Source organism: Sphingobacterium sp. xlx-130 (assembly GCF_011007405.1).
GTDB lineage: Bacteria > Bacteroidota > Bacteroidia > Sphingobacteriales > Sphingobacteriaceae > Sphingobacterium > Sphingobacterium luzhongxinii.
The window spans coordinates 344,475-370,628 of sequence record NZ_WFKN01000001.1; the positions used below are offsets into that span (position 1 = coordinate 344,475).

Here is a 26,154-nt window from a genome sequence, read left to right on the forward strand (position 1 = left end):
TAATTATCCGCAAGAAACTTGCTCATCTTTTATTAGAATTTTAACTGGTATTTTCAGATCTGTCTGGATCTTTACGCGGAGTGCTTCTAATGCAGATGGCTCTCCATGTACAAGCATTACTTGCTGAGGTGGATTTTTATATTTTCTTATCCATTCTATTAGCTCTGACTGGTCAGCGTGTGCAGACAATCCAGTCAATTCTACAACATTGGCTTTTACAGGATAATAAGCCCCATGGATTTTTAACTCATGAGACTTATTTAACAAAGCTCTTCCACGTGTACCTTCTGCTTGAAATCCGACAATCAACACCGTATTGCGGTTATCCCCTATATCGTGTTTTAGATATTCAAGCACACGCCCGCCACTTAACATACCACTTCCTGCAATTATGATCTTACTTTTTTTATCATGAACAATTTGTTGGGTATTTACATAATCTCTGTTGATATCGATATTCTCGATAATCTCTAACCATTTTCTTTTGTCGACAGTAGTATAATCGGCATATTTTAACATAATATCTGTCGCAGAAGCAGCCATTGGGCTATCTATGATTATTGGAATATCTTGCGGAATTTTGCCTTGCTCCTTTAGCTGGTGGAGAATATATATCAGTTCTTGAGCTCTTCCAACAGCAAAGCTAGGAATAATTATATTTCCATGCTTTTTAACGGTAAGATTGATCCAATGTTGCAAATTATCGTACAAGTTGGTGTTGTCATGTAACCTATCTCCATATGTAGACTCCATAACCAGAATATCCGCTTTGGTGAAAAAATCGGGAGGTGGGAGAATTGCACTGTGATTCCGTCCGATATCTCCTGAAAAGACAATAGTTTTGTCAAAGCACGTAATTTCTACTGAACAAGCGCCAATGATATGACCGCAAGATTTAAACCGACATTGAATATGATCGCTTAATTTTATATTAGTATTTTCGCGAACAGTAAAAAACTGTTTAAACGATCGTTCGGCGTCATTTATCGTATACAGTGGCTTAGCAGGATTATGTTTGGTATAATGATGGTGATTTGCCTTTCTGGCATCTTCTTCCTGTAATTTCGCACTATCAAGTAAGATTAATTCTGTCAATTCTTTTGTAGGGCCTGTCATATAAATCTTACCTTTAAATCCTTTCTTCACAAGTAGAGGGATATAACCACAATGATCAAGGTGAGCATGGGTAAGAATCACCAGATCGATTTTTTCTTCCATAAGGATACCTATTGATTGCCAGTTTTGCTCGCGTAAGGTTTTAACCCCTTGAAATAAGCCACAATCAACTAATATAGTTAATTCTGAGGTTTTCAATAGATGCTTGGAGCCGGTAACTGTACCAGCGCCACCCAGAGATTTTATAAAAATAGTTTCCATTTTCTTATTAAGCTGCTATGCATCTGGGGTATCGATATTTATTTGATATGTCAATCAAACTCCGAGATGTATCATTGGTGGTTATGAACTAGATTTGTTTTCAAAGTACGTTGTTCCAATCGATATTTTTTCTTTTCAAATTGCTTTAATCGAGGCCATTGTGTACTATTCGTTTTCGATTTAAAGTGAAAACGGCCTTTAAAATAAAAGCCTTATGCTACCGCTAAAAAACTTATTTACAAGCCGGTACATTAAAGTTAAATCTATAAAAATTTAAATATGATGATTTCCCCCATACTTTTCAATGATTTTCATCACTGCTTTTCCAGCTGCAATTATGTAAAATTCAACTATCTTTTGGCAATTGTCAAATTTATGGACATCTCTATACGAAGTAAGCTTTTTTAAAAAAAAGTTAAGTAGTACGTCTAAACATAGCTATTTGCACCTCTACATCAATTTACTATCAGACTATTATTTACTATTTGGGTATTTTGATTATCTCCCGCAGAGCTGCTCTGCGCGATGTTGATGGCAACATTAATCAAGAAAGTAAGGTAAAACTATTGCACTTTTTTTAACCACCTTACTATTCCTTTATAAATCTTACCTGCCGTTTGTTTATGAAACTTTTCGTTCAGTATCCTTTGCTCATCCTCCGGATTACTTAAAAAAGCAATTTCTACCAAACTGTTGGGATATTCCGTAGGCGAGTTTAATAGGAAGTTGAAATTGCCGATCAGACCATATTCATTCAATCCCAAATCCAGCATTTCATCCAATATATATTTCGAGACCTGCCTACTGCCGTTATGATGGTAGTAAGTACTGACGCCCTTTACCGCTGTTCGGGATGAGGCATTCAGATGCAGGCTAATTAGCAAATCTGGTTTTACTGCTCTAAGCTTCAGTACACGATCTGTAGTCGCTACATCAATATCTTCGGTACGCGTCAAATAAACATTTTTCACACCCTTTTTGCGTAAGAGTGTTTGTAGCTCCTTAGCAAATTTCAGCGTGTAGATCTTCTCTTCTGTACCATTTAGGCTGACTGCCCCCTTTGCATTCCCACCATGCCCTGGATCAATAGCTATAAAGAGGTTTTTGATTCCTTTTTTTGCTGGAGCATGCTTTACCGATATGCGCAAAGACTTATTGTCATAATTTATGGAATAGCCCCAATTTTGCTTTCCTTCGAGGTCGATATGTATACGGTAAACATCTTTCTCCAGTTGCTCGGGGTATACATTTTTTACTATGCGGGCTTTTCTCAACTGAGTGATCCATGTCGTATTTGAAGTCGCTCCAAATACATCAACGATAATCTTATTGGGTTCTTCAAACTGAAAACTTCGGTACGGTAGTCGATCAGGTAAATTTATGGTCAATATATCGTAGTTATCTTTTGCCGACAAATGCCAAGAGCCGCTCAAGACATCAGCAGAAATAAGGCTGTCTGACAATTGATGTCCACGAGTTACAAAACGCTTAGGAATATAGGCCTCCCAGTTTTTTGATAACTTGATCTTATATCTATTCTCCACCGAATCGAGTACCACTACACGTACGCCTATATCTATAAAAGTCATTTTATCGGCTCCCAACCTTACCATACCATCGCTATACTCAATATAGGGCAAATCGCCAGTCGTCCGTCCAACCCAAGCTTTTTGAGCATATACTCGCTCACCAAAACCAATAGCAATTAACACCGCATAAAAAATAGACAAAAGATAGGTCTTCATATTCAGTTGATTCGTATTTACTAGCTCACAATACGCTTTAAAGGTATGGAAATATGTTGAATAGATCTAAGAAGTCAAAAGCTGTTGCTTGTCGAATGAGGAATATACATATATTTGCAATGTATATAATACAAAGTAATATTACCCGAACCAATCGCAACATTATAAAAGATTGAAGTAAAATGAAACCAAAAATTAAAAGTTATGCTATTCAATTCATCAAGGAGATCATCCCAGTTATTGCGGGAATTCTTATAGCACTTTTTATTGACAACTGGAATTCTCAACGAAAGGATAAAGCTTATATTCAACAAGTGTTTTCAACGATAGATAGCGAGCTTAAGGAATCTAAGGAGGAAGTTGCGAACAAGATACCTAAACAGCAGGCCTTAATTGACTCGCTGAATCGGTATGCCGACAATGAAAATATCAGCTTTCAGGATATTATAATAAAATCAGATGGGGTACATATTCCTCAGATTAGAATAAATGCCTGGAAGTCTATCGCTAATACAAAAATAGATCTGATCGATTACAGAAAAATAACGCTACTTTCTAATATCGAAGAATTGAAAGAGACTTTGAATAACAAAAGTGATTTTTTGATGAATTTCATGTATTCAAATTTCAATACAACGGATAAAAATGTAAAGGCCACAGCTAAATTAATCCTTATGGATATAATCCAAACGGAAAGAACTATACAAGAAACGATCGCATATTTTGAAGAGGGCAACATGCAAAAATAGTGTTGGAATTTTTTAACTGGAGAAGTTAATCTTCAACGATTTTTATCTCAAACATTTTGTCCCAATTTTTGCCTGTTACAAAGAAAGTACCGTTTCTACTGTCAAAGGCTATTCCATTTAGCACATCTAAATCGATATGGGGAGACACTCGGCCTCTAAGATCTGACAGATCGAGTATGGACTCTAGAGTACCATCTTGAGGATTAATAACTCCCACTACATTTTCCATATAGAAATTTGCATATATCTTTCCTTTTACCCACTCCATTTCATTGGTTCCTGAGACCAGTTCCTGATCACTAGCTACGTTGATATAGTTGACTTTAGAAAAAGTACTGGGCTCGAGTAAGTAAATCTTTTCCGAACCATCAGACATATAAAGATACTTTCCATCATTTGTCAAGCCCCAGCCTTCCATCGGTTGGAAGTAAGGAAGTGTTTTAATTTGCTTCAACGTCTTTGCATCATAAACATAAGCTAAATTGTGTTTATAGGTCAACTGGTAAATGTTACCATTAAGGATGGTAGCTCCTTCTCCAAAGATTTCATCATTCAACTCGACAATATTGGTGGGTATTCCGGTCTTGGGGTTTACAATCCTAATACTGGACCGACCTTTCTTACCGCTTTCTCCAAGACCGTTTCCAGTACTTTCCATGAGCTGATCACCAATAAACTCTAATCCCTGGGTGTAGGCTCTAATATCGTGCGGATACGTACTTACAATTTGATATTTCAGGTTTTTTGGCGGATTCTTTGGTAATAAATTTACCGATAAAGTGGTTTCAGCGACACGATCCTCATTGTACACACAAGCTTTAAAAGACTGCAAACCAAATGGTTCAGATGTAAATTTATGCGTCACCAAGGTATTACCTATTGACTTTTTAATTTCCAGATCATTGATCCAATAGCGAACGGAATCAATGGAGAGGTCCATTCCTGTTGTAATCTGCAGATTTATCTCTTCTCCAGGGGAATACTTTTGCTTTACTCCTCTGGTATCGATCTTAAAAGATGGTTCAATAGAAGATTCTTTTACCGGTGTATCTATTTGACTTTCTTTTTGACCTCTTATACATCCGCTCAATAAAATACATAGTGCCAAAGTGGCTGTCTTTTTGATTTTCATTTTATTATTTTAATGATCCTAAGTTATAAAATAAAGGCTAAGAGTGCCCCTTATACCTTTGCGATAACTCCTTTTTTAGTAAACATCAATACTGACCTCTCAAAGGGAATATACAAATATTGAAGATAGGAAAAAATAGTTGGTGTAGGTGATAATTTGACTGTCTATAAAATTCGCTATTTTTAACTAGAAACTACAGCCACTATCAAGTACATAAAAAAAGGGAATCCGATATTAATTAGTAGACAGACAGTTGCAGCTATTACAGTATGGAGAGGCCCTCAGCCTCTCGTTGTTTGATTGGTCTTCGGTCGACGAACGGATTGCCTCCGTAAGTAAAGATGGGTCTAACATACACAGCCCACGTGAATCTTTTCTATCTCGTTCGTGTTTCAGTCGGCCCTACTCTTACGCCCAGTTAATTAATTTAGGAATAAGAATCAATGTGGATAAAGTCAACATCAATACAAGGGATAAAATAATTGTCTTCGCCTTTAATGGAATTAAAAAAGTGGGAAAATAACAGCGGTTATAAATAATGAAAGAAAAGACGCGATACACATAATAGCCCTCGCAGACTGCAAGGGCTATATCTAACCAATTGTGAACCGCTGGGTGCGGAAATATTAAATATGAATAGTTAAATATAATATTTATACAACTATAATCCAACAGGATACAAAAAAAAATGAGTTCTCAGGCTCGGTTATTGTAGACTTACTCTTTATTTCAAATGGCCGGCATGCTGTTTCGCGGTCATAGGTGTTTGCACAGTTATGCTACGCGGATATTTCATGATGAAAACGCTGAAACCAGACGCTTTCAGAAGACAAAACCAATCATCCATCGTATGTTATCTTGTTATTATATCGAGGATGTAAAAGAAAATGTTACAACTAAATTTGTGATGAAATTTAGGATCTAGCTGACAATCAATGTAGATAGCTTCTGCAAATAGGACTAGATTTTGGAAGACTGATATAGAAAAACTTACAGTCAATATAATAAAAATCAAACAACACTAATCTACAACTTATTGGGGGATACGATTGTAAACTTTGGAGACCTAATTTTAATAGTTTACAATACCGTAAGCAAAACAAATTCAATTTTTTTAGTATAGATGAGATCCCTTCCTTAAAAAATAGCGTCCTATTTTTAGATGGGAAGAAAGAACGAATGAATATTATTTGGCAAGAACCAGAATTTGACAAGGGAGGAATAGGGAGTATACCATCTAACTATACTAAAGGTACAAAGGTTATATATTATCCAGTAGAAAACCCCTATATAGTTAAGATAAAAGGTGATGTTTTCCTTGCTACTAATAGGCTGGGAAACCACAACACTACTTTAAATTTTCCAAATCTGATACTTATCCAACCTGAGAATGGATTATCGTTCATTACCTCTCTAAAAATATTGACATCTGATGGACCCAAAACTATTATTATAGACTGTACCTATAAGGAAGTTTTGTAGGTACTGTATTTTCGATGCGTCTTTTTTAAAGTTGAGGTGGTTTAAAATGCAAAACTACAACTTAATATTATGCCGGTGCGGAAATAAAAACGGTAATCCTAAAGAAAACAGCGAATTAAGTCTTGTAAAAACTTATAATTATCCTTATATTAGGTATATCAATATTATAATAATTATGAAAAATCTCATTCTGATTGTACTCGTGTTTACTTCTACAAATTTGTTTGCTCAGACTGTGAAAGACAGGAGTCAAGCCAAGTGTACCTCTGTTAAAATCACGCCAAGTAGAGACACTTCTTTAAAAGTGATTATAGTTGACAAGGAGAAACAAAGACAGCAACCTGTTTACTTTATAAATGGTCAGTTTGTAAGGCTTCTCGGCCATATTAAGTCAGAACACATAGAAAGTATAGATATAACCAAAGGAGATATCCTAATTGGAAATCAAACATACAACGGTCAAATTCATATAAAGACGAAAGCGGGTTATTCACCTAAATTGATTTCCTTATCGGAACTGAAATATAAATACACAAGTTTTAAAGAGACACCTGTAGTATTCATGCTTAACACAGATATTATAAATTCGGATCAAGAAAGTTATTTTATAGATGAAAATGACCTTTTGACCATAATCGTTGACAAACTGACCACCAATAAAGATAATGTCGAGATAGGGTTAATAACCCTATTGACAACATCTAAAAAGAACATTGATAGCAGGAATGCAATTATAATTCGGGGAGAAGAAATAGCAGCTAAGTAGATCTTTTACATATCATAGGTTTCATCTAAAGCTTTTCGATCTCTTCAACAGAAACACCTCTGCCCATGGAAACGCTATCAATAACCTTCCGAAGGTCGTCTGAAGCGGGTAGTTCGAAAACCTCCAAGTCAAAGTATTTGATGGCTGCAAACAGATGATCGAAGATGTCTGCCATGGTATTCTCAAAAAAATCCCATTGTGTACCTTTTGTAAACATGTAAAGCTCTAGCGGTAGACCATGCTCGGTTGGAGACAGCTGCCTGACTAAAAGAGTCATATCTTGGTGTATATTGGGATTATTGCGAGCATAGGCTATCACATAGGCGCGAAACAATCCAATATTGGTCATCCGCCTACCATTGACCAACATGGAGCTATCGATATCGGCCTGAGCATTGAAGACCGCAATCTCCTGCTCCCGGCTCTCGATAAAGGGCTTTAATAATGCGATCTTTTTCAATTGCGTTATTTCTTCTTCTGTAAGGTAACGGATCGAGGAAATCTTGATAGGTATGGGTCTTTTAATACGTCTGCCCCCAGTTTCCTGCATGCCCCGATAATTTTTGAACGAATCACTAAGTAGGGTGTGCGTCGGTATAGTTACAATGGTCTTATCCCAATTCTGTATCCGTACATTATTCAGATTGATCTGCAACACGTCACCATCTACACCATATTTAGACATTTCAATCCAATCGCCTACACGGACAGAGTCATTGGCCGATACTTGTATACTTGCGACAAACCCTAAAATGGTGTCTTTAAAGACCAGCATCAATATGGCTGAAGCTGCTCCTAACGATACCAAAAACGACCAGGGCGAACTGCCTGTCAACAAGGACACGATGAGCGTGCCAGCTACGAAAAGAAGAAATATCTGTGTGACCTGTAGGTAACTGTCTACCGGCTTGTCCTTAAAAGCTGTGACTTCTCTCAGAATATCTCTACAGGTCTTTAACAGACTATTCAGGAGCATATAGACGGACGCGACCAAAAGTACTCCTAGAAACTTGACAAGCAGTGAAGTAAATACGGGAAAACTGACAAATATAAAAGGGAAAATCTGCTGTGCAAGGATAACGAGAATAAGCCGACTCAGAAAAACATGTACTCTATTGTACATAAGCAGGTCGTCCCAGTGGGAACTGGTCTTTTTGACCAACCGGGTCACCAGATTATTGAAGGCATATCGGGTAATATAGTCTACAATGCCCAATAGGAGAAAGGCTATGACAAGCAGCGCAACGGAAGCCACGATATGTGTGACGGAATCGGTAAGTCCTAGACTTTTAATAAAATCAAATGTTTGTTGGTAAATGGTAGTTGTAGGTAGTTCAGTAAAGTTAAGTAGGGTTGTGTTTTCCATCCAAATAAAGTTATCTACGGCATACGCTACCTCCTGCTCGTTGGCGGACAGTCAGCTCTAATTTATCGACTTTATAGATCTGTCTTATTTAAAAATAAAGTTGTAAAAGCCTATCCAAGGAGCCAAAACATAGGAAAGCGAAAATATAGTGCTCGAAATTATCTAATACGATACAAACTTACATAAATATATGACTACATGCAACCACCTACTAGATGGCCGAGCTAGGTTATCATCCATCACCCAAACTATAATTATTTTTAGCCCATCTTTGGAAAGAGAGGCTATGGAAACTCTATTGTTCAATAGTAGAGAGTTTCCATTCGATTCGAGAAACACGCATAAAGAAAATGACGAAAAAGGATGAAAAGTGGATTGGCAGAAAGATAATAAATTATTTATTTACTTTGGGTCTTTCTTTCATTATCGAAAAATAGGAGGAACTGAATGCTGAAAGGCTTTGATAACCGACTTTAAAGGAAATTTCGCTAAGGGTGTATCGTTTGGTGTCAATGAGCTCGATACTTTTCAATATACGTATTAGCTGCGTATATTTCTGTACAGTTATGCCTGTTTCGCGTTTAAATAGCCGTTGCAGGGTACGCACTGACATTCCCGCATCGGAGGCAAGCATATCGATATCAAAACTATATCGGTAATTTTCATTTATGTAGTTGCATATTGGGATTAAACGGCTATCCACAGGAATGGGTATCTGCAATCCGATATTTTCTCTGCAGAAACTAGGCAGACCATAGAGGATAGCGTTTAAAAAGACATATCGCTCTTCTTCTTCTGTTACCACCTTGTTCCACTTCGAAGCGTATAAAAGCATTTCCTTTAATACCGTAGGAACGGGAAAAATATGCACGTGCCAATAAAACTCCTGTTTTGGGACAGATTGAAACAGCACAAGCATCAGATTGACCGTCTTCGCTTCCGAACTGGTCCGGTGTTCGATGCCGGCCGGTATCCATATAGCATGGTTTTGCGGAACAAGATATATTTTTTGTTCGATGTGGAAATACTGATAGCCCTCTGCTACATACGTTAATTGAAACCTTTGGTGCGTATGACCATAGTCGTCGTGTTTCCAGTTCTCTTCATACCAAACATACGCCTCAGCGGAGGTGGTATCAATATACTGTCCGATGTCCTTCTCGATAAGACCACATTTTCGCATGTCGTTCTGCATGTTGTTTTTGGCAAAGTTAATAAAAACGATACGGTTAATTTTGTTGTCTGAAAATTTATATAAGATACATGAAACAGGTAAGCGGAATTATAACAGCTATCATTTTATCGGTGGCAACATTTACAGCTACGGCGCAGCTAAATAGAACAAAAATATTGATACTCCTACATTCGGACAATGGTGGTACTTATGAATTGGCCAAAGAAGTAAAAAAAGGAATAGAAAGCGGAGCTGGTGCGCAGGCGATAATAAAGCAGGTAAGACAATCAGATAATCCCAAACTGAAAGATATTCCCGTTGCAACGGTAGAAGAATTGCCGACCTACGACGGTATAGCTTGGGGATCTCCTGTTTACTTTGGAAATATAAGTACAGGAATGAGTGACTTTTTGGCAAAGACTGTTGATTTATGGACGAACCACGCATTAGAAGGAATGCCGGCAATGGTATTTATGTCGGCAGGGAGCGGAGCAGGAAAAGAACTGGCGATGCAATCGTTTCTCAATAGCTTGGCAGTACACGGAATGATCTTGGTACCCAATGGTATTCGTGGCTATGAAAATATAGATAAAACCGCTCCACAGGGAAATACTGTTTTGGGAACCACAAGCCTTGCATCACACAAAACCATAGAAAGACCCAGCGACAGCGAACGTTATCTTGCAGAATTACAAGGTAAGAACTTTGTACAAGTAGCGCTGGCTCTTAAAGGCACATTCTCGAAAAATGAAATAGCGGTGATCGAAAAAAAACAAGACGTAAATTTAACACTTATAGAAAAAAAAATAATCCTGCCCGATGCACCTGCTCCAGTAGGAAACTATTTGCCTTATGTACGTTCAGGTAATCTTGTTTTCATTAATCAGGTAGCCTTGAAAGAAGGTAAAATCCTCCATGCCGGTAAGGTGGGAACAGATATTACCGATCAACAGGGAGAAGAAGCAACCGCACAGGCGATGCTCAACGTCCTATCTGTTTTGAAAGAAGCTGTGGGGGGCGATTTAAACCGTGTGAAACGCTGCGTACAACTTACTGGAATTTTTAATACAGAACGTAATTATGTAAATCACGCAAGGTTGATGAACGCTGCTTCTGACCTTGCTGTAGAAGTGTTTGGCGAAAAAGGTAAACATGCCAGAGGAACATTCGGGGCATATTCATTGCCTGTCAACTCGGTAGTCGAAATTCAGGCTATTTTTGAAGTGGAGTAAGAATTGGGGATCGTGGGTTTACAAAAAGGCACAAATATCTTTGTGCCTTTTTTGATTTTTTACTGCTCTGGAAGCGAACAGAAGCGGTCGAACGAATTCGAATGAATTCGAAAACAATATAATCCAGACGCTCCCTCTCAAATCGCTTCTTTTTGTATTCCCTATTGGAAGTATTCGGACAGATCTGTGATCGCCGGTATAGGGATTCGATGTCGCGGCGTAGGGGATGTAACACTCTTAAAACCATCAGAAATTAAAAGCAACTTGGATTTACCGGCTTCAGGTACAATACCTTTACCATACCTCCCCTGATTAGCCCGAAGTTCCGGATAGCTATTAGAAGCCGTTGTTCCTCTAACATAAGGCATGTTATCCGTTCCTTTTTCAACAAAATCAAAGGAATACTCCAGATTCTCATCAGTCAAGTTAGGCAATTCAAAGCTGACAAAGCTACCATCTGTGGGTATAGATACCCGTATTTCAGGATTAACCTTATCTTCAGGTGTAAGTCGATTCGTGTTTTCGGTTCCTTTCTTTCTCGTGTAGAATACAATATCTACGACATTCCCGCCCGTAAAATACAGGGTGTTTGAATTAGGGTCTGTGTACTTTGTTTTAAATTGTGCCGTTACTGCCATATTTTTAGCATTTGTAGGCGGTGCCACTTCTATGCCGTCTACAATTTCTGTCCCATCAAAAAAGAATCCTAAAGACTGCTCAGCAATATCTGAAACTATTTCATTCGTGATAATGGCTGTTTGTTCCCCTTTCTTCCTAACTTCTAATTTCCGGGGTTCATTTTCATTAACTAAAATAGAAATAGTCTCGTTGATAGTAGAGTTGCTTGTAAAAAGAGATTGTCCATCCAAAACAAATTCGAGTTCACCAGACATCACATACCCTTTTATCGTATAACTGACTTTTCCACTATAAATTTTTCCAGAGTCATAATAAATTGAAAGTCTCTGATTAAAATTTTGGAGTCCGATAGGCCGTGAAACTATTACGTCTTTGGAACCCGGCTCTCGTATATAGATCGCTGGATTATCTAGGCCTGCTGTATTGAGTAAGACATACTTTTCAAAATTAGAATTATTATCTCCATTAACACTGGCCACTACGCTATCCTTGAAAACAAATTCCAGATCACTGGTGGTACTTCCTTCAATTGTAAGGTTGATTACCTGAGGTTCTTCGACGTTAAGCAATTCTACCTTTTTACAGGAACCGAATACCAATAGGAAAAATGCCAGCAGGCAGAAAGAAAAAGAGTTTGTATATATTTTCATCTAAATATCTTGTTAAAACTTTAAAACCGAGGTACACAGCTTGCGACCTGTACCCCGGAATTTTAATAAAACCTGACAATCAGCACAATAAGTGATTAATAATCAAATTTTGCCCAACAAGCGGCAAATGAACCTGGAAACCAAGGAGCTGGAGACGAAGTGCTCATTGTATTACCTCCATCATCCGTAAAGTTACCAATGGATACATAACCATGAATTCTGCTGTTATCAACAAGCGCTTCATCACATCCTACCGGAGCGGGAGAATCTGTAAAGAGACCTGTATTATATCCAGTCACTGTCGATCCTGTTGCTATCAAAGATGCTCCTCTGCGAATACGAACTCCATATTTATACAGATTTGCATTACTACCTGATGTAGTACCCCAGATCCTTACATTGTCAAATATAACCTCAGTTCGTGGAGTCGCTCCACACGGATTCATAGAACTGTTATCAATTTCTGCACCATTGGAATCTGGGTTTACACCACCACTATGGGTAGAGGCGTCATTAGCGATGGCTACAGAATTTGATAATGTACCCCTGTATCCCAAATCATAGTCAAACTGATCGTCGTCATTAGCATAAGATAATAGATTCGCACAGCTAACTGTACCACCAAACCACTCAAAACCGTCATCCAAGCCCCAGGCAACTTCAACATTATTGATATCGGTCTCACTACCTACACCTCCTATAGTCAATCCGTTTACTTCAATATCGGTAGCCAACTGGTAACCTGCGTACTCAATACGTACATACTCGAATGCCCCTCTATCATCAGCATCGTTTGAACCACCGAATGAATAACGAGGATCAGTAGATGGCAAACCTTCGATATTAGCCGTGCCTGAAGCCGTATTGATTGTAGCGTTCCCTAAGATGATAACGCCACCAAAATCGCCCGACTTGCCAACGGTATTATTATTCGCATCCAATAGATAACGGCTTGTAAATACGATAGGGTTACACTCTTCACCTACAGCATTGATTTTACCGTCTTTTGCAATAACCAAAACGCCGTTTTGCGCACCAGGAGTATTTATAGAGGCTTTGATAAATGTACCTGGACTAATAGTTAACGTAGCATTGTTACGAACGGTCACTACACCACTAATCTCGTAGACATTGCCAGCAGTCCATGTTGTATTTGTCGTAATATCTCCCGATACCGTTACAACAGGCAACGAAGATTGTGGATAATCGGCCGCGATTGTACTACGATTGACAAATGAATCGACTGAACCGTCATTTTTATCACAAGAAGCTAATGAAAATGTCATTGCAACTCCTCCAACTATAAATAGTACGGGTATGTTCTTAGCTACTTTCTTTCCGAATGAAATCACATTATTAAATATTCTCTTTATCATTTTGATAGTTATTTGGCAGCTTTTATGCTGAGATTTAATTTTTCACAGGTTTTATGCTGTGTTGATGATTTTCTACTTAATGGTCAACGGATTATAAATCCTTTTTTCTTAACTTTGCTCTTGATCCTCGACAAGTGGAGCAATTCTTTTTGAGATCACTTTATCTTATTCGGGTTTAGCCCGGCTGCCGTAACTGGTATCACATAAAACGAGGGGTTGACTTGAAAAACTGCCCTTCGTTTTTTTTTCTTGGCAATCGGAAAGCATGTCCCGGCAGCTCCTCCTTCCTATTTAATAGTTTTACATTCCTGTTTGTATATCATGGCACTATTTTTCCCTTTGTTTTCTATTTTTTAAAATGTATAGGTAAATGAGGTGCTGAAGGTCCTGCCAAAATGTTGTTTGAACATAATCATATCTCCGTCTTCATATTTATCCGTAAAGCCTTCTTTCAGTCTTTGTGCCTCACTGATATCACCATTGAATTGATAGTCTGGATTTCTCTCATAGCTCGCAAAATTGCGGTAAATTGTAGACGCAGAATTTAAGATATTTCCGGCATTCAGTTTTACTTCTAATCGTTTTCCAAAAAAACGGTAACTTATCTGTGCGTCCAATTGCTCTCGGGGTTGTTCATATTCTATAGCATCAGGTGAATCACTGACCATGAATGTACGTAGCCCTGTTTTATTATATACTACATTCATCCCAAAATGTTGTCCTGTGTACTGTATGCCTACATTCGTCATAACTGGCATTTGTCCATACATGGAACGGTTTTGTTTCATTGAAGCCTCAACCAATCCTCCCTCGGGGTTGTTTTCATCGGCGACCAAATATGTAGCCTTGACTTCTGATTTCTGTAGGGTCAGATTGCCGTAGGCAACGAGATTGTTCATGATATCCGTGTCATAAATAAACCCGAACGATTTCCGTAATTCGAATTCAAGACCATATACCTTGGCCCAGTCTGAGCTTTTTAAGATATAATTATAATCGCCCGATACGGAAAATCTATAGCTAAGTTCAGCAGGTTTATCAAAGTTCTTGTAAAAACCTCCAACGGAAATAATCTCCCCCATTGCCGGAAACCATTCGGCTTTAACATCCCAACTGTCAATACGGGTACTGTAAAGACCATCGCTACCATACATCCCTCCATAATAGGCACTGTAGCGGAAGAATTGACTATTGTCCATCATCTCCGGACGGACCATACTGCTGGAATAAGCCGCACGAAGGTTGAGCGATGAAAAGGGACTATAGGTCAAACTTGCTGATGGCATCCATTGCCATGTTTTATCCGGCTTAATAGCAAACAGACTCCCGAATTCGCCATTCTTACCATTCGTCGCATTGTTTATCTCTTTATAGTGATAGTATTCTGCCCGTATTCCCCAGACTAGGCGCAACTGTTCGGTCAAGCGGTTATCCAACATCACATAAGCGGCATGATTCTGGCTTTTACCTTCATAATAATCAAGATACCAAGGCAGGAACTGAAATCCTTCGGGACCCATATTTTCTGGTCTGATGGCTTCTCCGATAGGTAAATAAAAAAGGCTATCCTTGATGGACCCCAATGGAGCGGCTGCTAGCGATACAATTCGCCAATCGAATTTGGCGTTCTTTCTTAGTCCGAAATAGCCAAGCTTGACCGTATTGCGAACGGAGCCGAGATCGAATGGAAGTGTTCCGGCAATGTTCCAGGAATAGTGCTTTTCACTGTTAGCATAATCCTGTCGGGAGGTCGGTTTGATACGGGGTTCGCTGATGCCTGCATAATTATAAAAATATTCGTATTCTGAACCGAGCTTCCGTAATATTTGTTGGGCTATGCCTATATCTTTCTCCTTTCTGTCCACCGCTGTACGTGCGAATTCCCATTCCAGTTTTACTTTGTCCAGTTGGTGCTGTGCGGCCAGTTTATTCTGTAATAAGGTGGTAAACGTCGGATCGTCTGCTTCTTCTATCAAATTAGGCTTTTGCATGCCAGTTTGAGCAGGCATATTGGGCATGTTATCGTTGTAGCCTATTCCTCGAACGAGTGTATTATCAAAGATATGGGTATAGGTATTTCTAAAGCTAAACCGATCTTTGCCCAGTTGTAATCCCATGTTCAATAGCCCGCCCCATGTCGTGTTAAAACCATATGCCCTAGCTGTATTGTTCGAAAAATCATCCCAGCTCCCTCTACGGGTCTCATCTATATAGTTAATAATCTGATTGTTGCGATAGCTTATAGAACCTGTAAAACCGAACTTGTCAGCGCTCGTAGAAGTGGTGTCCAATGTGAAGATGCGACCAATTGTAAACTGATAGTTCTGTGAGGGATCCGCAGGCCTTTTGTAAACGGTAAAATTGTCATTGGTAAAACGTTTACTCTGTTCAGTAACCTTATCAATTTGTTCAGTAATGTCCATGCCTGATACAGAGAAAAGATCTTTGGGAAAGTCACGACGCCCATCATCAAAGCCAAGATAATCGTATTTTCCCGGCTTATGGCTCATGAAATTTTTTCCTGTACTCTGGTCGTTATAAGACATACCTGCCGTAAAGCTGGTAAAATTTTCATTGGGGATGTCCTTGGTATTTATCTGAATCAGACCGCCTCCAAAGCTAGCATTCATATCCGGGGTGACAGTTTTGTTGACAACCACACTTTCCACCAGATTAGACGGGATCATATCGAACGAGAAAGAGCGGTTCTGTGCCTCTGTGCTTGGCAACAAGGTTCCATCCAATGTCGCAGCATTGTATCGTTCACCGATACCACGTACCAATACGAACTTATTGTCGATAGAAGATACTCCGGAGATCCGCTTTAAGCTTTCGCCGATATTCTTGTCTGGAGTCGCACCGATCTGTTCAGCAGAAATACCATTGGTCAATCCAGCCGCATTTTTCTGTTGGGCCAATAATCCAGAAACACTGGCTTTTTTATAGCTTGAAGTCACTACTACCTGTTGTAATGTATTCGCTTCCGGCTTCAGGGCAATGGTCAGCGGTGTAGTACCGTTTTCTTTGACTACAACCCCAGTGATACGTTGGGTCTGGAAAGACATATAGCTAATCTCCACAGCATAAGTACCTGGTCTGACCGATAAGCCGTACCCTCCGTCCGTACCAGACCGCATGGCTTGGTCGGTTCCAATGATTCGGATCGAAGCTCCAGCGAGAGGCTCTCCTTTATCGTCTACGACCTTTCCTGTAATACGGCCTGGTTTCTCTGGGGCTGGAAGACGATATAAGATAACCGTATTATTACCGGATTCTTTAAAACCTACGCGGTTGCCATTAAGAATCCTCCGCAGTGCATCTGCTAAAGTGATGTTGTCGGCATCCAGACTGATCTTAGCATTTGATGCAAAAATGGAACGGTCATAATTGATCTGGCACTGGGCATGTTTACCCAATGCCGCCAGCCCCTCTGTTAAATTGGATGTACGGATATGGACAGACACACGCCGATCCAAAATCTGAGAGATAGCTTCATTCGCACACAATGATTGGGACAGAAGTACCAATAGTAGGGACAGCGCATAAAGCTTACTTTTGCAAGATATTGAAAAAAATTCTTGTAGATAGATATAATTTCCTATGTTTATAGGTTGTAAAGGTTTTTTAATTTTCACGGATTAAAGTTCTTTTTTAACAGGCCATCCTGCTCCAACAGGCTGGCTTTTTATTTCCTAATACTTATTTAAACATAATTTCTTTCATAGTTCCGGAGATACATTAGTATCCTGTCGTTGTAGAATTACATCATTTGCAGTCCTTCCTCCATAAGGTAATTGATTTGTTATTTTCCATTTTATAATTAATATTTCCTCCGCTCATCAACTTCAGCTGCTCCAATACCTTTTTGATATTCATGTTTTCAAAGGTGGCATTGAACAGATGTTCTGTATCCAGGCAATTGGATTTATAGTTGAATTTCACATTATAGTACCGCTCAAGTTTTTCTATCACCTCTCTTAGATTGGCATCTGCAAATACAAAGCGGTCGACCACCCACGCATTAGTATCTTCAGTGGGATTGTCCAGAATGATGGCATATTTTCCGTCGTCGGTGCTATATACAATTTTCATTCCTGCGGTCAGCATAGATAGCTGTCTTGAAGCCTGCTCATTGCCAACTTCGGATACCTGAACCTTTCCAGTGCGGACAGATACCGTAGATTGCTTATCATTTGGATAAGCATAGATATTGAAAGATGTGCCCAGTACTTGTGTGCGTAATTTGCCGCTATGCACCACGAACGGACTCAGGCTATCTTTCTTTACTTCAAAATATGCTTCACCTTCCAGATATACATCCCTCGTACTTCCTTTCCTAAACGTCTTAGGCCACCGTAGATTACTTCCTCCGGCCAGATACACTACCGTACTATCTTTCAGTATAATCTTAACTTTTTGGCCCTCAACGGTACTCTTACCTTCCATCTCAACAACCGCGATCTCCTGCTGATTGTTCAACTTGTGCTTATATTGCAACAGCATCCATACCGCCGAACAGATAACAGCCAGAGATGCAGCATATTTTAGAATCCCTACAGATTTAGGAGCTTTAGGCTTGTTCACGTCGACGGAAATCCTGTCCATGATCGCCGCGAACTCAGTATCGGATTCACCGGTCTGATTGCGCGACGACTTCTGATAGTTCCAGACTTGCTCGATCATTTCGTTCAATTCGCTGTTTTCTGCATCTGTATCACGGATGTATTGAAACAGTTGTTGTTCTTCGGCGACTGTTATCTTTCCTTCCAGGTAACGTTCAAAAATTTTCCTTACGTCGTTCTTATATTTCACTTAATATTTATCTAATGACCAGGGTTATTTCCTGTGTTCTATATGTAGAAAGATTGAAACGGACAATATAACTAGTCAAAGTTTATTTTTCTTTATAAAAAACTGATTATCAACAATAAAAAAACACAGATATACTCCGCGCTATTCTCTAAAATAACCGTAACTATTTTATCTACTGATATTTTTCCCGCACTACACGCTTACTATCACCGTGTCTACTATATAGAAAAATCGAAAGAGAACATAATACTGGTGTTTTTTTGAAGTGTAAAAACAATATTTGATAGTCAGTGGAAAGATAATTCCGCTTATAGCTATCTGCAGGGTCGCAAATAAAAGAAATGATTATAAAAAGAATACGTTCAATATCATTATGATCGAAAGTACCGTATCGGGAGATAGCCAGTTAAAATGACGGCGTATATGTTTAAGCGACATCGTGATATGGTTGTTCACCGTATGGGGAGAAATAGCAAGGTTTATAGAAATCTCTCTATGGGAATAGCCCTGTTCACGGCTCAGGCGATATACAAGTCTGGTCTTTGGAGGTAGGGTTTCCACTGCGCCGTACAAAATATCCAAACAGTTTTGCATGTCTATATAATTCCCTGTTGAATCAGTCTGTGGTTCCTCTGTTCCCTTCTGCTCTCTAAATTTAAGAAAATGTTTATTTCTTTTCTTTATATCATAAAAAGTATGTTTAGCCATAACAAAGAGTAGGGTATCAATATTCTTGGATGGATCGATCTTTTCTCTTTTCTCCCAAAGCTGAACGAACACTTCCTGCGTCAGTTCCTTGGCTTCCTCCTGTGAACGCAACAGCTTATACGAAAAGCCCATTACCTTATTACGTTCCCTACGGTAGAGTTCTTCAAAAGCGTTACAGTCTCCCGAACGTAGTAATTCTAATAATGTTTGATTATTCTGGCTCTCCATAACATATTGGGTATAAGATAACTTTGGCTAAGTTATATCTCGATTGTTAATGAAAAGTTAATTGCAAAAAATATTTAAGTTAAATGAGTGATTATCTTGGCTTAGTAAAGATGGTGCTGTTATCGGCATCCCTGCGCCGACTATCGATAATTACCTTTCGTGTAAGAATGTTCCTGTTTTGGGATGTTCTTCCCAAAAGCTGTGGACTGGTGGCTTTACCCGAAATGATATGGAGTGCCTGGTCAATCAATGGGTCGCTTTCGTCGCCAATCTCCGGCATTGGGAGAAAGGACAGTTCGTTGACTATGTAATCCGGGACTATCCCAGCATTATACCCCCCATTCCCCCTTGCATCCGCTAGCTTATAAATGATGGGGTGCATTTCCCATTCGACTTGTCGAGGACTGCGCCTGTCATTGATGACAAAGGAAGCCTCGTCTTTTCCCCGCGTCTTCTCCCCGATCAACACGACTTCCATATAGGGCTTTAGATTGTTGATGATAACCTCAGATGCGGATGCTGTGGAAGCAGTGGACAGCACATACACTTTTGATAGGTACAAACTGTTCCGTAATATTGTTTTATACTGTACCGTACCGTCAAATGTCGTCGTGCGACCGATACTCTCAATATTGGTACCGCCGTTTTTATTGCCCTTATAGGTAATGAAAGGAGTCTCATAGGCCAGACCGCTTACGAGACCACAAAGTCCGGCAGCTTCGGAAACCTGCCCCCCAGGATTGTAGCGCAGATCGAGAATAAGGTCTGTAATACCCTGTGTTTTGAACAAGTCAAAATCGTCAAGAAGTGATCGGGCCGTTCCTCCGTTGAAATCATAGATATAGACATAGCCGATCTTTTTAGATCCCTTTTGGAATATCTTGCCCACGGCAGGCTGTTGAAAGACAAATCCTGTAGTTATTTCTATTGTTCGTTTCTCAGTTAATATATTGCCTTGTCTCTGTGCAATGGTGACACTGCATCTGCTTGCCCTGACTAACTCCTCTTGCAATGTCTCTGCATTGGCGGATGTTATCTCTTGACCATTGATCTTGCTGATGTAATCGCCCCGTTTCAGCCCGTTTCGGGAAGCGGGTGAATCGATGAGGACAAAACGCACTACCCCGAACACAAGTCCGGTTTCCTGTTCGGAAATGACGGCATAATCGAATCCGTACTTTCCTCTACTGCTAGAAGTATGAGTGCTGGGATCATTGGGAAGTACCATATAGGAAAATCGGTCATTGCTGTTCTTAAGAGTGATGAAGAAGGTCTGAGGATCAACAGAAATATCGGGTCTGGAGGGCAGGTGGTCACTCCAGTAATAATACCGCTTCAGACTGTCGAGTATCCATGTGTTGATATTCTCATGGGTACCTGCTGGATATTTGGGGGCCAGATGGTCTTTATTACAGCTGGTTATGGTCAGCACAACAACCAGACCAATAAGCAATATGCTCGACATACGTTGACAAAAGGACATATGTATCATCTTTCTGGTCAAGGTAGAACTTAATTATGAAGCCTTTATGAAGTTATTATATTATTATTGTTATTTTTTATTTTCACTTAGCATTTACACCATAAATAATGTACATAAATAGGCACAATCGTTCTTATTCCCTGGACACTACGGTGCTATCTGATGAATTGCCTTATCTGATTCATTTGTTTTAGTTTTCCAAACATCGTTGATTCAAATAGTTTGATCACCAAATAACATAAACAAAGGAATCGCTAAGGTTCTGAAAAATTGTTGGGAATAAATTAGAGAGGAGACATTTCAACCACTAGTATCCTAAAACGTCTGTTTAACATTCACCTATTGACTACTTTTCATGAGCCAATAGTTATCGCCATTTTCATTATTAATGGCTGCTCTTGTCCGTGCTAAACGACATGAAACCCGACAAAAACGCATAGGTAAAATTCTTGGACATGATGCCCAACAAGAGATAAAAATCAATCCAGAAGGACTAAAATAACTTATAACAAGGTATTTACATAGGAAAAAAAACGTATCAATTAAAATTTTTGTCTTATCTTTGAGATAAATGCATCGATTGATGTTTCGCGAAAAAAACTCACTATAGCAAAGTCCGAAATGTAGGGGGCAGGTTAAAACCAACACACCAAAAAATAAATATATAACAGATTAAAAATGACAAAGACAATAAATTTTGCCATCCGGCTTATATTGACGACACTTTTAGTTGCTTGGGCAGTTCTACCTTACATTGACGGTTCGACAAATGAAAGTGTACTGGGCGAGATATTTAAAGTTGGTATAGTACCTAGTATTCTAATAATCGGTGGATTCTTTATTATGGTTGCTTTTTATTGCCGTACATTGCAACATTGTCTGACTCTAATAAAACCTGAAAACAGAAGAGCGAAACCAAAATCAGTTTGGTACATGTTCGCTATACCATTTAACTTTGTGGAAGACTTTTTTATAGTAATCAACCTGGCAAATTCTATTGAGGCGGAAAAGAAAGAAAACAGTAAAATAAAAGGTATTTCAGACTTCGGAATGGTTTCGGGCATAGGATGGAGTATTGCGCAAATTTTATCATTTATACCAAATATTGTTGGACAAATAGCGGGACTATTGGGAATGCTTTTAGTTATTTATCATTGGAGACAAATAGCCAAGATAAACAAGCGACTTAGTAGAAGTTAAGAATTAATTTTAAAAACATAAATGAAAAAAGCTACTGTTAAACCTGCTTTGCAAGTAGAGCTGTAACAAATCTATCGCAATGAAATCGGTTCAGCCTATTTTATCGTGAGCCTCTGAAGTCTAGCATTTTAAAAAATCTCTTCTTTTATATATTTAAAATACACAGCTATTGAGTTCTACGTGTAGTAATATTGTCGAATTATCCATAAGGCATTTTGAGAATTTATGGGTAAGAGTACAGAAGTCTATAAGCAAAATACAGGTTTTGTAGGTTACAGGGGCTGTTTTATTGAAAACTGTTATTTCTGGAATTATCTCTCAAGAATACTGAGAAACAAATCCTGATGCAAAAAGAAATATTAACGAAAATACACCAAATATAACGCTTGATATTATTTAATTTGCCTTGCATACCTAATATATTATTAAATGTGTTGATTGATAAGAGCTGTTAACTCTTCTTGTTGACCAACTCCCGATTTACGCCAAAGGACTTTACCATTCTTAAAAAGTACAAGCGTAGGTATCGAGCGAATAGCGTATTGAACACCTAAAGCATTGTTTTTATCAATATCAATTTTGATGATATCAGCTGATTCGCCAACAATATCCTTAACTTTTCCTAAAATGGGGCCTTGCATCTGACATGGGCCACACCAAGTAGCAAAGAAATCTACTAACACGGGTTTATCTTGATTGATAATATCTTTAAACGATTTACTCATAATATGTTTATTTAAAGTTTGAAAATAATAGCCCTCCTACTACAGCACCATAAATAGTACTGATATAGGGGTTTGCGGTAATAGCACATGTCCCATTTACACAACCTACATACTTGTAATATAGGAAGCCACCTAAAGCGCCTAATAAAACACCGATAATGGTTATGCCATACTGTTTGATAAATAATTCCATTTTATATTTACTTATATATGCTAAAATAAGAAAGTGTTCTGCCTGAGTCAGTAACAAAAGTTACACTAATTAAGCTGATAATAAAGATTGACAACGGCAACATGCTCTGTGTTAAACAAATCTTTCTTAGCTTGATAACGCTCTATCCAGATATAACCAATTTCAGATTTTAGATGTGACGAAATCTTTATTTCATTCATCAATTGCGCCCGATTATGACCAACGATGCTCTTGCCGACTTTTCCGATTGGATTAACTAAGAGTTCTTCTGAAAGTGCTAAAGTATACCTTTCTGTAATTTTTGATTTTAGGTCTATACAATTGTGTACGCGTACTACATGTCGATTGTCTGGGGCAAAATGATGGCTTTCTACAGACATCATGCTAATTATACACACTCGACCAGTGATTTCAATGTACGCCAGCCGCCACCATTATGTACCTTTTCAAAACCATTGCGTTGAAGTATGCGCATCGCCTGGCTGCTTCTATTTCCGCTTTGACAGAACACCACAATGGCTTTCGATCTGTCCAACGACCCCAATTTACTTTCTAACTCATTAAGCGGAATGTTCTTCGCTCCTTGTACTGTTCCTCCTGCAAACTCCGATGGTGTGCGTACATCTATTAATCGTGGATGATCATGCAATAAAACCTCTTTTAATACTGTATCATCATTTGAAAATATTGATTTGAATATGGATAACATAACTATTACTCTTAAAATGAAACTACTATTTGTATCTAAAATTTAATGACCTGTAGGTGCTCTAGCCTCGCTAAAGCACCTGGATAAATCTCAATCTATATATCATTTCGCACCTAGTGCTTTACTATAGATTTTCCGTTAGTTGTCCACTCTTTCATACCTCCTGCATAATTTCTTACCGATTTGAAACCATATTTTTTCAACAATGAATAGGCTATTGTAGAGCGGTCTCCTGCCTGACAGTGGACAACTATATCCTTAGATTGATCTATTTTATCCAAGTTAGAAACTAAATTCCCGACAAATGCATGCATAGCGCCCTCAATATGTCCAGCCTCAAATTCTTTCTCATTACGCACATCCACGACCAGTACATTGTCTTCTCGGATCGCCGACTCAAATTGATCCATATCGATGACATCCACAGTTTGTAGATCGATTCCTAAATTTTCACCGACATCTATAAAGCCATAGATGTTGTCCAATCCAATGCGCATCAGTTTGCGCGTGAGATCTTCCATTGCTGACGCTTCGGCAATAAGCACAAAAGGAACATCATAACTTACTATCCACCCCATCCAGTTGGCAAATGAATTGTTTCCTTGGATATTCAATGTATTCGGTAAATAGCCTTTAGCAAACGCTACTTTATTCCGTGTGTCAATAATCAACATGCCTTCTTGATAAACTTTCAAGAACTCTTCTCTTGACAACTTCTTATGCTGAGGTACGCTGGTCAACATGGGTCTATCCACTTTATTCAACTTTTTCATCATCGCAAAGTATTTAGGTGCCTCTGGCTGACCATCCAACAGATCTTTTGTAAATGACGCTTCGTTGTCGCTGTATTGCAAAGCCCAGTTCCTTATTTTTTCATAACCTACAGTGGAACTAGGCACAGCACCCAATGCCTTACCACAAGCAGAACCTGCACCGTGACCTGGCCATACTTGTACATGGTCCGGTAAACTCATAAAGTATTTGATCGATTCAAACAATTGCTTTGCTCCTTTCTCTTGTGTTCCGATCATACCTGCGGCTTTCTCTAGCAAATCAGGTCTACCTACATCACCCACAAAAACAAAGTCTCCTGTGAACAACATGATAGGCTCGGAAGTTGCCGGATGATCCGTCAGCAAGAAGCTGATACTTTCAGGAGTATGACCTGGTGTATGTAAGACTTCTAACGTCAGATTTCCTAAGGTAATCACGTCACCATGTTTTAGGCCGGTGTGCGCAAACTCATATTGCCAATCAGCACCACCTTCATCAGAAAGCAATAACTCAGCGCCTGTCAAGGCTACCAATTCGCGAGATCCACTCAAGAAATCTGCATGAATATGCGTTTCAGTTACTTTGGTGATTTTTAAATCATTTTGAGCAGCAATTTCTAAGTAAGTATCTATATCGCGTTTAGGATCGATTACGATAGCCTCTCCTTTCGCCTGACATCCGATAATATAACTTGCTTGTGCTAATGTCTTGTCGTATACGTGTTGAAAAAACATACTATTTAAATTTTAATGGTTTACTATTCTATTATTTATTGATACAAATTTCGGAATTGGGTGATGACCTATCAGCTACTTTTGTTACACAAGGGAATAGGTGTTAAAACCAGATTTCTTTAACAAGAATATATATCCCCATAATCAGGACGAACACACCAAAAGCGGGCTTTAACTTATCGCTATTGATGAATTTTGTAAGGTACGAACCGATAAAAATCCCAACGATAGACAATGATGTCAGTAGTAAAAGAAATGTCCAGTTTAATTGCGTGTGCCCCAATTCTCCTGTAAATCCTATTAGTGATTTGGCGGCTATGATTACTAGAGACGTTCCAACAGCTTCTTTCATCGGTAACTTGGAAAATAAAACCAAAGCTGGAATAATCAAAAATCCTCCTCCGGCACCTACAAGCCCGGTCAATACGCCTACAAATGATCCTTCCAACAGAATCATAGGGTAATTAAATTTTTGTGGCTCTATAGACTTCTTGACCTCGGACTTCTTCTCTTTCAGCATCGTATAGGCCGCCACGACCATTAATACAGCAAAAAGAACCATCAGGAAAATATCCTTGGTGACTTCGAATCCAGCGAGCGTAAATAAGCTGTCAGGAATCGTGGTTAAGATGTATTTTCGCGTCAAAAAGACCGCAACTATGGAAGGTATTCCAAAAACTACTGCAGTCTTTATATTCACTAAACCTTTCTTGAAGTAGGTAACGGAGCCCACAATACTGGTCGTACCCACGATAAATAAGGAATAGGCAGTAGCGGTAACGGGTAAAATACTAAAAAGATAGACCAAAACGGGTACGGTAAGAATGCTACCTCCACCACCGATCAATCCCAATAAAACTCCGATCAAAATGGATGCTATATATCCAACAATTTCCATGA

23 protein-coding genes are annotated in these 26,154 nt (G+C 38.9%); 6 read left to right on the top strand and 17 right to left on the bottom strand.

The window, feature by feature from the left end; all coding sequences use genetic code 11:
- Positions 1-3: 3 nt before the first annotated feature.
- On the bottom strand, positions 4-1,377 hold the full coding sequence (locus G7B18_RS01470; protein WP_164110209.1) for an MBL fold metallo-hydrolase RNA specificity domain-containing protein: 1,374 nt from the start codon (positions 1,375-1,377) through the stop codon (positions 4-6).
- A gap of 563 nt (positions 1,378-1,940) precedes the next feature.
- Entirely contained in the window at positions 1,941-3,122 is a 1,182-nt protein-coding gene (locus G7B18_RS01475; RefSeq protein ID WP_164121946.1) for an N-acetylmuramoyl-L-alanine amidase, read from the bottom strand.
- A gap of 182 nt (positions 3,123-3,304) precedes the next feature.
- Between G7B18_RS01475 and G7B18_RS01480 the strand changes: the two genes are divergently transcribed.
- The gene (locus tag G7B18_RS01480) at positions 3,305-3,871 is read left to right on the top strand and encodes a hypothetical protein (protein WP_164110213.1); all 567 of its coding nucleotides are present in this window, start codon (positions 3,305-3,307) and stop codon (positions 3,869-3,871) included.
- Between the two features lie 25 nt (positions 3,872-3,896).
- On the opposite strand, the gene G7B18_RS01485 is transcribed toward G7B18_RS01480, so the two are convergent.
- Positions 3,897-5,003 carry a glutaminyl-peptide cyclotransferase gene (locus G7B18_RS01485; protein WP_205600310.1) on the bottom strand — a complete coding sequence of 369 codons (1,107 nt, stop codon included), beginning with the start codon at positions 5,001-5,003 and terminating at the stop codon, positions 3,897-3,899.
- Positions 5,004-5,256: 253 nt separating this feature from the next.
- On the opposite strand from G7B18_RS01485, the gene G7B18_RS01490 reads away from it, so the two are divergent.
- From G7B18_RS01490 to G7B18_RS01500, 3 genes are all read left to right on the top strand, one after another.
- The gene (locus G7B18_RS01490; RefSeq protein ID WP_164110215.1) at positions 5,257-5,526 is read left to right on the top strand and encodes a hypothetical protein; all 270 of its coding nucleotides are present in this window, start codon (positions 5,257-5,259) and stop codon (positions 5,524-5,526) included.
- Between the two features lie 656 nt (positions 5,527-6,182).
- Positions 6,183-6,485 carry a hypothetical protein gene (locus G7B18_RS01495; protein ID WP_164110217.1) on the top strand — a complete coding sequence of 101 codons (303 nt, stop codon included), beginning with the start codon at positions 6,183-6,185 and terminating at the stop codon, positions 6,483-6,485.
- 175 nt (positions 6,486-6,660) lie between these two features.
- Positions 6,661-7,251 carry a hypothetical protein gene (locus G7B18_RS01500; RefSeq protein ID WP_164121947.1) on the top strand — a complete coding sequence of 197 codons (591 nt, stop codon included), beginning with the start codon at positions 6,661-6,663 and terminating at the stop codon, positions 7,249-7,251.
- Between the two features lie 25 nt (positions 7,252-7,276).
- On the opposite strand, the gene G7B18_RS01505 is transcribed toward G7B18_RS01500, so the two are convergent.
- Both G7B18_RS01505 and G7B18_RS01510 read right to left on the bottom strand, forming a co-directional pair.
- Positions 7,277-8,617 carry a mechanosensitive ion channel family protein gene (locus G7B18_RS01505; protein ID WP_164121948.1) on the bottom strand — a complete coding sequence of 447 codons (1,341 nt, stop codon included), beginning with the start codon at positions 8,615-8,617 and terminating at the stop codon, positions 7,277-7,279.
- A 394-nt stretch (positions 8,618-9,011) separates the two neighbouring features.
- Positions 9,012-9,812 carry a helix-turn-helix domain-containing protein gene (locus G7B18_RS01510; RefSeq protein WP_164110223.1) on the bottom strand — a complete coding sequence of 267 codons (801 nt, stop codon included), beginning with the start codon at positions 9,810-9,812 and terminating at the stop codon, positions 9,012-9,014.
- 68 nt (positions 9,813-9,880) lie between these two features.
- Here G7B18_RS01510 and G7B18_RS01515 point away from each other — a divergent pair, with 68 nt between their 5' ends.
- Positions 9,881-11,023, top strand: coding sequence for an Atu1372/SO_1960 family protein (locus tag G7B18_RS01515; protein ID WP_164121949.1), 1,143 nt, complete (start codon positions 9,881-9,883; stop codon positions 11,021-11,023).
- A gap of 161 nt (positions 11,024-11,184) precedes the next feature.
- Here the strand turns inward: G7B18_RS01515 and G7B18_RS01520 are convergent, their stop codons facing one another.
- The 6 genes from G7B18_RS01520 to G7B18_RS01545 all read right to left on the bottom strand — a co-directional run bounded on the left by G7B18_RS01520 (position 11,185) and on the right by G7B18_RS01545 (position 20,901).
- Positions 11,185-12,312, bottom strand: coding sequence for a hypothetical protein (locus G7B18_RS01520; protein WP_164110227.1), 1,128 nt, complete (start codon positions 12,310-12,312; stop codon positions 11,185-11,187).
- A 95-nt stretch (positions 12,313-12,407) separates the two neighbouring features.
- Complete coding sequence (locus tag G7B18_RS01525; protein WP_164110229.1) at positions 12,408-13,688, bottom strand: hypothetical protein; 1,281 nt, start codon at positions 13,686-13,688, stop codon at positions 12,408-12,410.
- Positions 13,689-14,041: 353 nt separating this feature from the next.
- Positions 14,042-17,323, bottom strand: a complete 3,282-nt coding sequence (locus tag G7B18_RS01530; protein WP_164121950.1) for a TonB-dependent receptor — start codon at positions 17,321-17,323, stop codon at positions 14,042-14,044.
- A gap of 130 nt (positions 17,324-17,453) precedes the next feature.
- Complete coding sequence (locus G7B18_RS01535) at positions 17,454-18,500, bottom strand: FecR family protein (RefSeq protein ID WP_164110233.1); 1,047 nt, start codon at positions 18,498-18,500, stop codon at positions 17,454-17,456.
- A gap of 345 nt (positions 18,501-18,845) precedes the next feature.
- Positions 18,846-19,436, bottom strand: coding sequence for an RNA polymerase sigma factor (locus G7B18_RS01540; protein WP_164110235.1), 591 nt, complete (start codon positions 19,434-19,436; stop codon positions 18,846-18,848).
- Between the two features lie 91 nt (positions 19,437-19,527).
- Complete coding sequence (locus G7B18_RS01545) at positions 19,528-20,901, bottom strand: S41 family peptidase (protein ID WP_164110237.1); 1,374 nt, start codon at positions 20,899-20,901, stop codon at positions 19,528-19,530.
- Positions 20,902-21,597: 696 nt separating this feature from the next.
- On the opposite strand from G7B18_RS01545, the gene G7B18_RS01550 reads away from it, so the two are divergent.
- Positions 21,598-22,119: a hypothetical protein gene (locus G7B18_RS01550; RefSeq protein WP_164110239.1), complete on the top strand. Its 522-nt coding sequence runs from the start codon at positions 21,598-21,600 to the stop codon at positions 22,117-22,119.
- Positions 22,120-22,544: 425 nt separating this feature from the next.
- On the opposite strand, the gene trxA is transcribed toward G7B18_RS01550, so the two are convergent.
- The 6 genes from trxA to G7B18_RS01580 all read right to left on the bottom strand — a co-directional run bounded on the left by trxA (position 22,545) and on the right by G7B18_RS01580 (position 26,152).
- On the bottom strand, positions 22,545-22,844 hold the full coding sequence (gene trxA / locus G7B18_RS01555) for a thioredoxin (protein ID WP_164121951.1): 300 nt from the start codon (positions 22,842-22,844) through the stop codon (positions 22,545-22,547).
- 7 nt (positions 22,845-22,851) lie between these two features.
- The gene (locus G7B18_RS01560) at positions 22,852-23,037 is read right to left on the bottom strand and encodes a hypothetical protein (protein ID WP_164110243.1); all 186 of its coding nucleotides are present in this window, start codon (positions 23,035-23,037) and stop codon (positions 22,852-22,854) included.
- Positions 23,038-23,102: 65 nt separating this feature from the next.
- On the bottom strand, positions 23,103-23,420 hold the full coding sequence (locus G7B18_RS01565) for a hypothetical protein (protein ID WP_164110245.1): 318 nt from the start codon (positions 23,418-23,420) through the stop codon (positions 23,103-23,105).
- A 5-nt stretch (positions 23,421-23,425) separates the two neighbouring features.
- Positions 23,426-23,746, bottom strand: a complete 321-nt coding sequence (locus tag G7B18_RS01570; protein WP_164110247.1) for a rhodanese-like domain-containing protein — start codon at positions 23,744-23,746, stop codon at positions 23,426-23,428.
- A 113-nt stretch (positions 23,747-23,859) separates the two neighbouring features.
- On the bottom strand, positions 23,860-25,254 hold the full coding sequence (locus G7B18_RS01575; protein WP_164121952.1) for an MBL fold metallo-hydrolase: 1,395 nt from the start codon (positions 25,252-25,254) through the stop codon (positions 23,860-23,862).
- Positions 25,255-25,357: 103 nt separating this feature from the next.
- Positions 25,358-26,152, bottom strand: coding sequence for a sulfite exporter TauE/SafE family protein (locus G7B18_RS01580; protein ID WP_164110250.1), 795 nt, complete (start codon positions 26,150-26,152; stop codon positions 25,358-25,360).
- Between the last annotated feature and the right edge of the window lie 2 nt (positions 26,153-26,154).

Excerpts from the sequence above, each read along its gene's own strand:
- G7B18_RS01575 (WP_164121952.1), bottom strand. The coding sequence starts at position 25,254 with ATGTTTTTTCAACACGTATACGACAAGACATTAGCACAAGCAAGTTAT.
- G7B18_RS01480 (WP_164110213.1), top strand. The coding sequence starts at position 3,305 with ATGAAACCAAAAATTAAAAGTTATGCTATTCAATTCATCAAGGAGATC.
- G7B18_RS01525 (WP_164110229.1), bottom strand. The coding sequence starts at position 13,688 with ATGATAAAGAGAATATTTAATAATGTGATTTCATTCGGAAAGAAAGTA.
- G7B18_RS01505 (WP_164121948.1), bottom strand. The coding sequence starts at position 8,617 with ATGGAAAACACAACCCTACTTAACTTTACTGAACTACCTACAACTACC.
- G7B18_RS01515 (WP_164121949.1), top strand. The coding sequence starts at position 9,881 with ATGAAACAGGTAAGCGGAATTATAACAGCTATCATTTTATCGGTGGCA.
- G7B18_RS01500 (WP_164121947.1), top strand. The coding sequence starts at position 6,661 with ATGAAAAATCTCATTCTGATTGTACTCGTGTTTACTTCTACAAATTTG.
- G7B18_RS01565 (WP_164110245.1), bottom strand. The coding sequence starts at position 23,420 with ATGATGTCTGTAGAAAGCCATCATTTTGCCCCAGACAATCGACATGTA.
- G7B18_RS01545 (WP_164110237.1), bottom strand. The coding sequence starts at position 20,901 with ATGTCGAGCATATTGCTTATTGGTCTGGTTGTTGTGCTGACCATAACC.
- G7B18_RS01475 (WP_164121946.1), bottom strand. The coding sequence starts at position 3,122 with ATGAAGACCTATCTTTTGTCTATTTTTTATGCGGTGTTAATTGCTATT.
- G7B18_RS01520 (WP_164110227.1), bottom strand. The coding sequence starts at position 12,312 with ATGAAAATATATACAAACTCTTTTTCTTTCTGCCTGCTGGCATTTTTC.
- G7B18_RS01485 (WP_205600310.1), bottom strand. The coding sequence starts at position 5,003 with ATGAAAATCAAAAAGACAGCCACTTTGGCACTATGTATTTTATTGAGC.
- G7B18_RS01570 (WP_164110247.1), bottom strand. The coding sequence starts at position 23,746 with ATGTTATCCATATTCAAATCAATATTTTCAAATGATGATACAGTATTA.
- G7B18_RS01580 (WP_164110250.1), bottom strand. The coding sequence starts at position 26,152 with ATGGAAATTGTTGGATATATAGCATCCATTTTGATCGGAGTTTTATTG.
- G7B18_RS01550 (WP_164110239.1), top strand. The coding sequence starts at position 21,598 with ATGACAAAGACAATAAATTTTGCCATCCGGCTTATATTGACGACACTT.
- trxA (WP_164121951.1), bottom strand. The coding sequence starts at position 22,844 with ATGAGTAAATCGTTTAAAGATATTATCAATCAAGATAAACCCGTGTTA.
- G7B18_RS01470 (WP_164110209.1), bottom strand. The coding sequence starts at position 1,377 with ATGGAAACTATTTTTATAAAATCTCTGGGTGGCGCTGGTACAGTTACC.
- G7B18_RS01495 (WP_164110217.1), top strand. The coding sequence starts at position 6,183 with ATGAATATTATTTGGCAAGAACCAGAATTTGACAAGGGAGGAATAGGG.
- G7B18_RS01560 (WP_164110243.1), bottom strand. The coding sequence starts at position 23,037 with ATGGAATTATTTATCAAACAGTATGGCATAACCATTATCGGTGTTTTA.
- G7B18_RS01540 (WP_164110235.1), bottom strand. The coding sequence starts at position 19,436 with ATGGAGAGCCAGAATAATCAAACATTATTAGAATTACTACGTTCGGGA.
- G7B18_RS01510 (WP_164110223.1), bottom strand. The coding sequence starts at position 9,812 with ATGCAGAACGACATGCGAAAATGTGGTCTTATCGAGAAGGACATCGGA.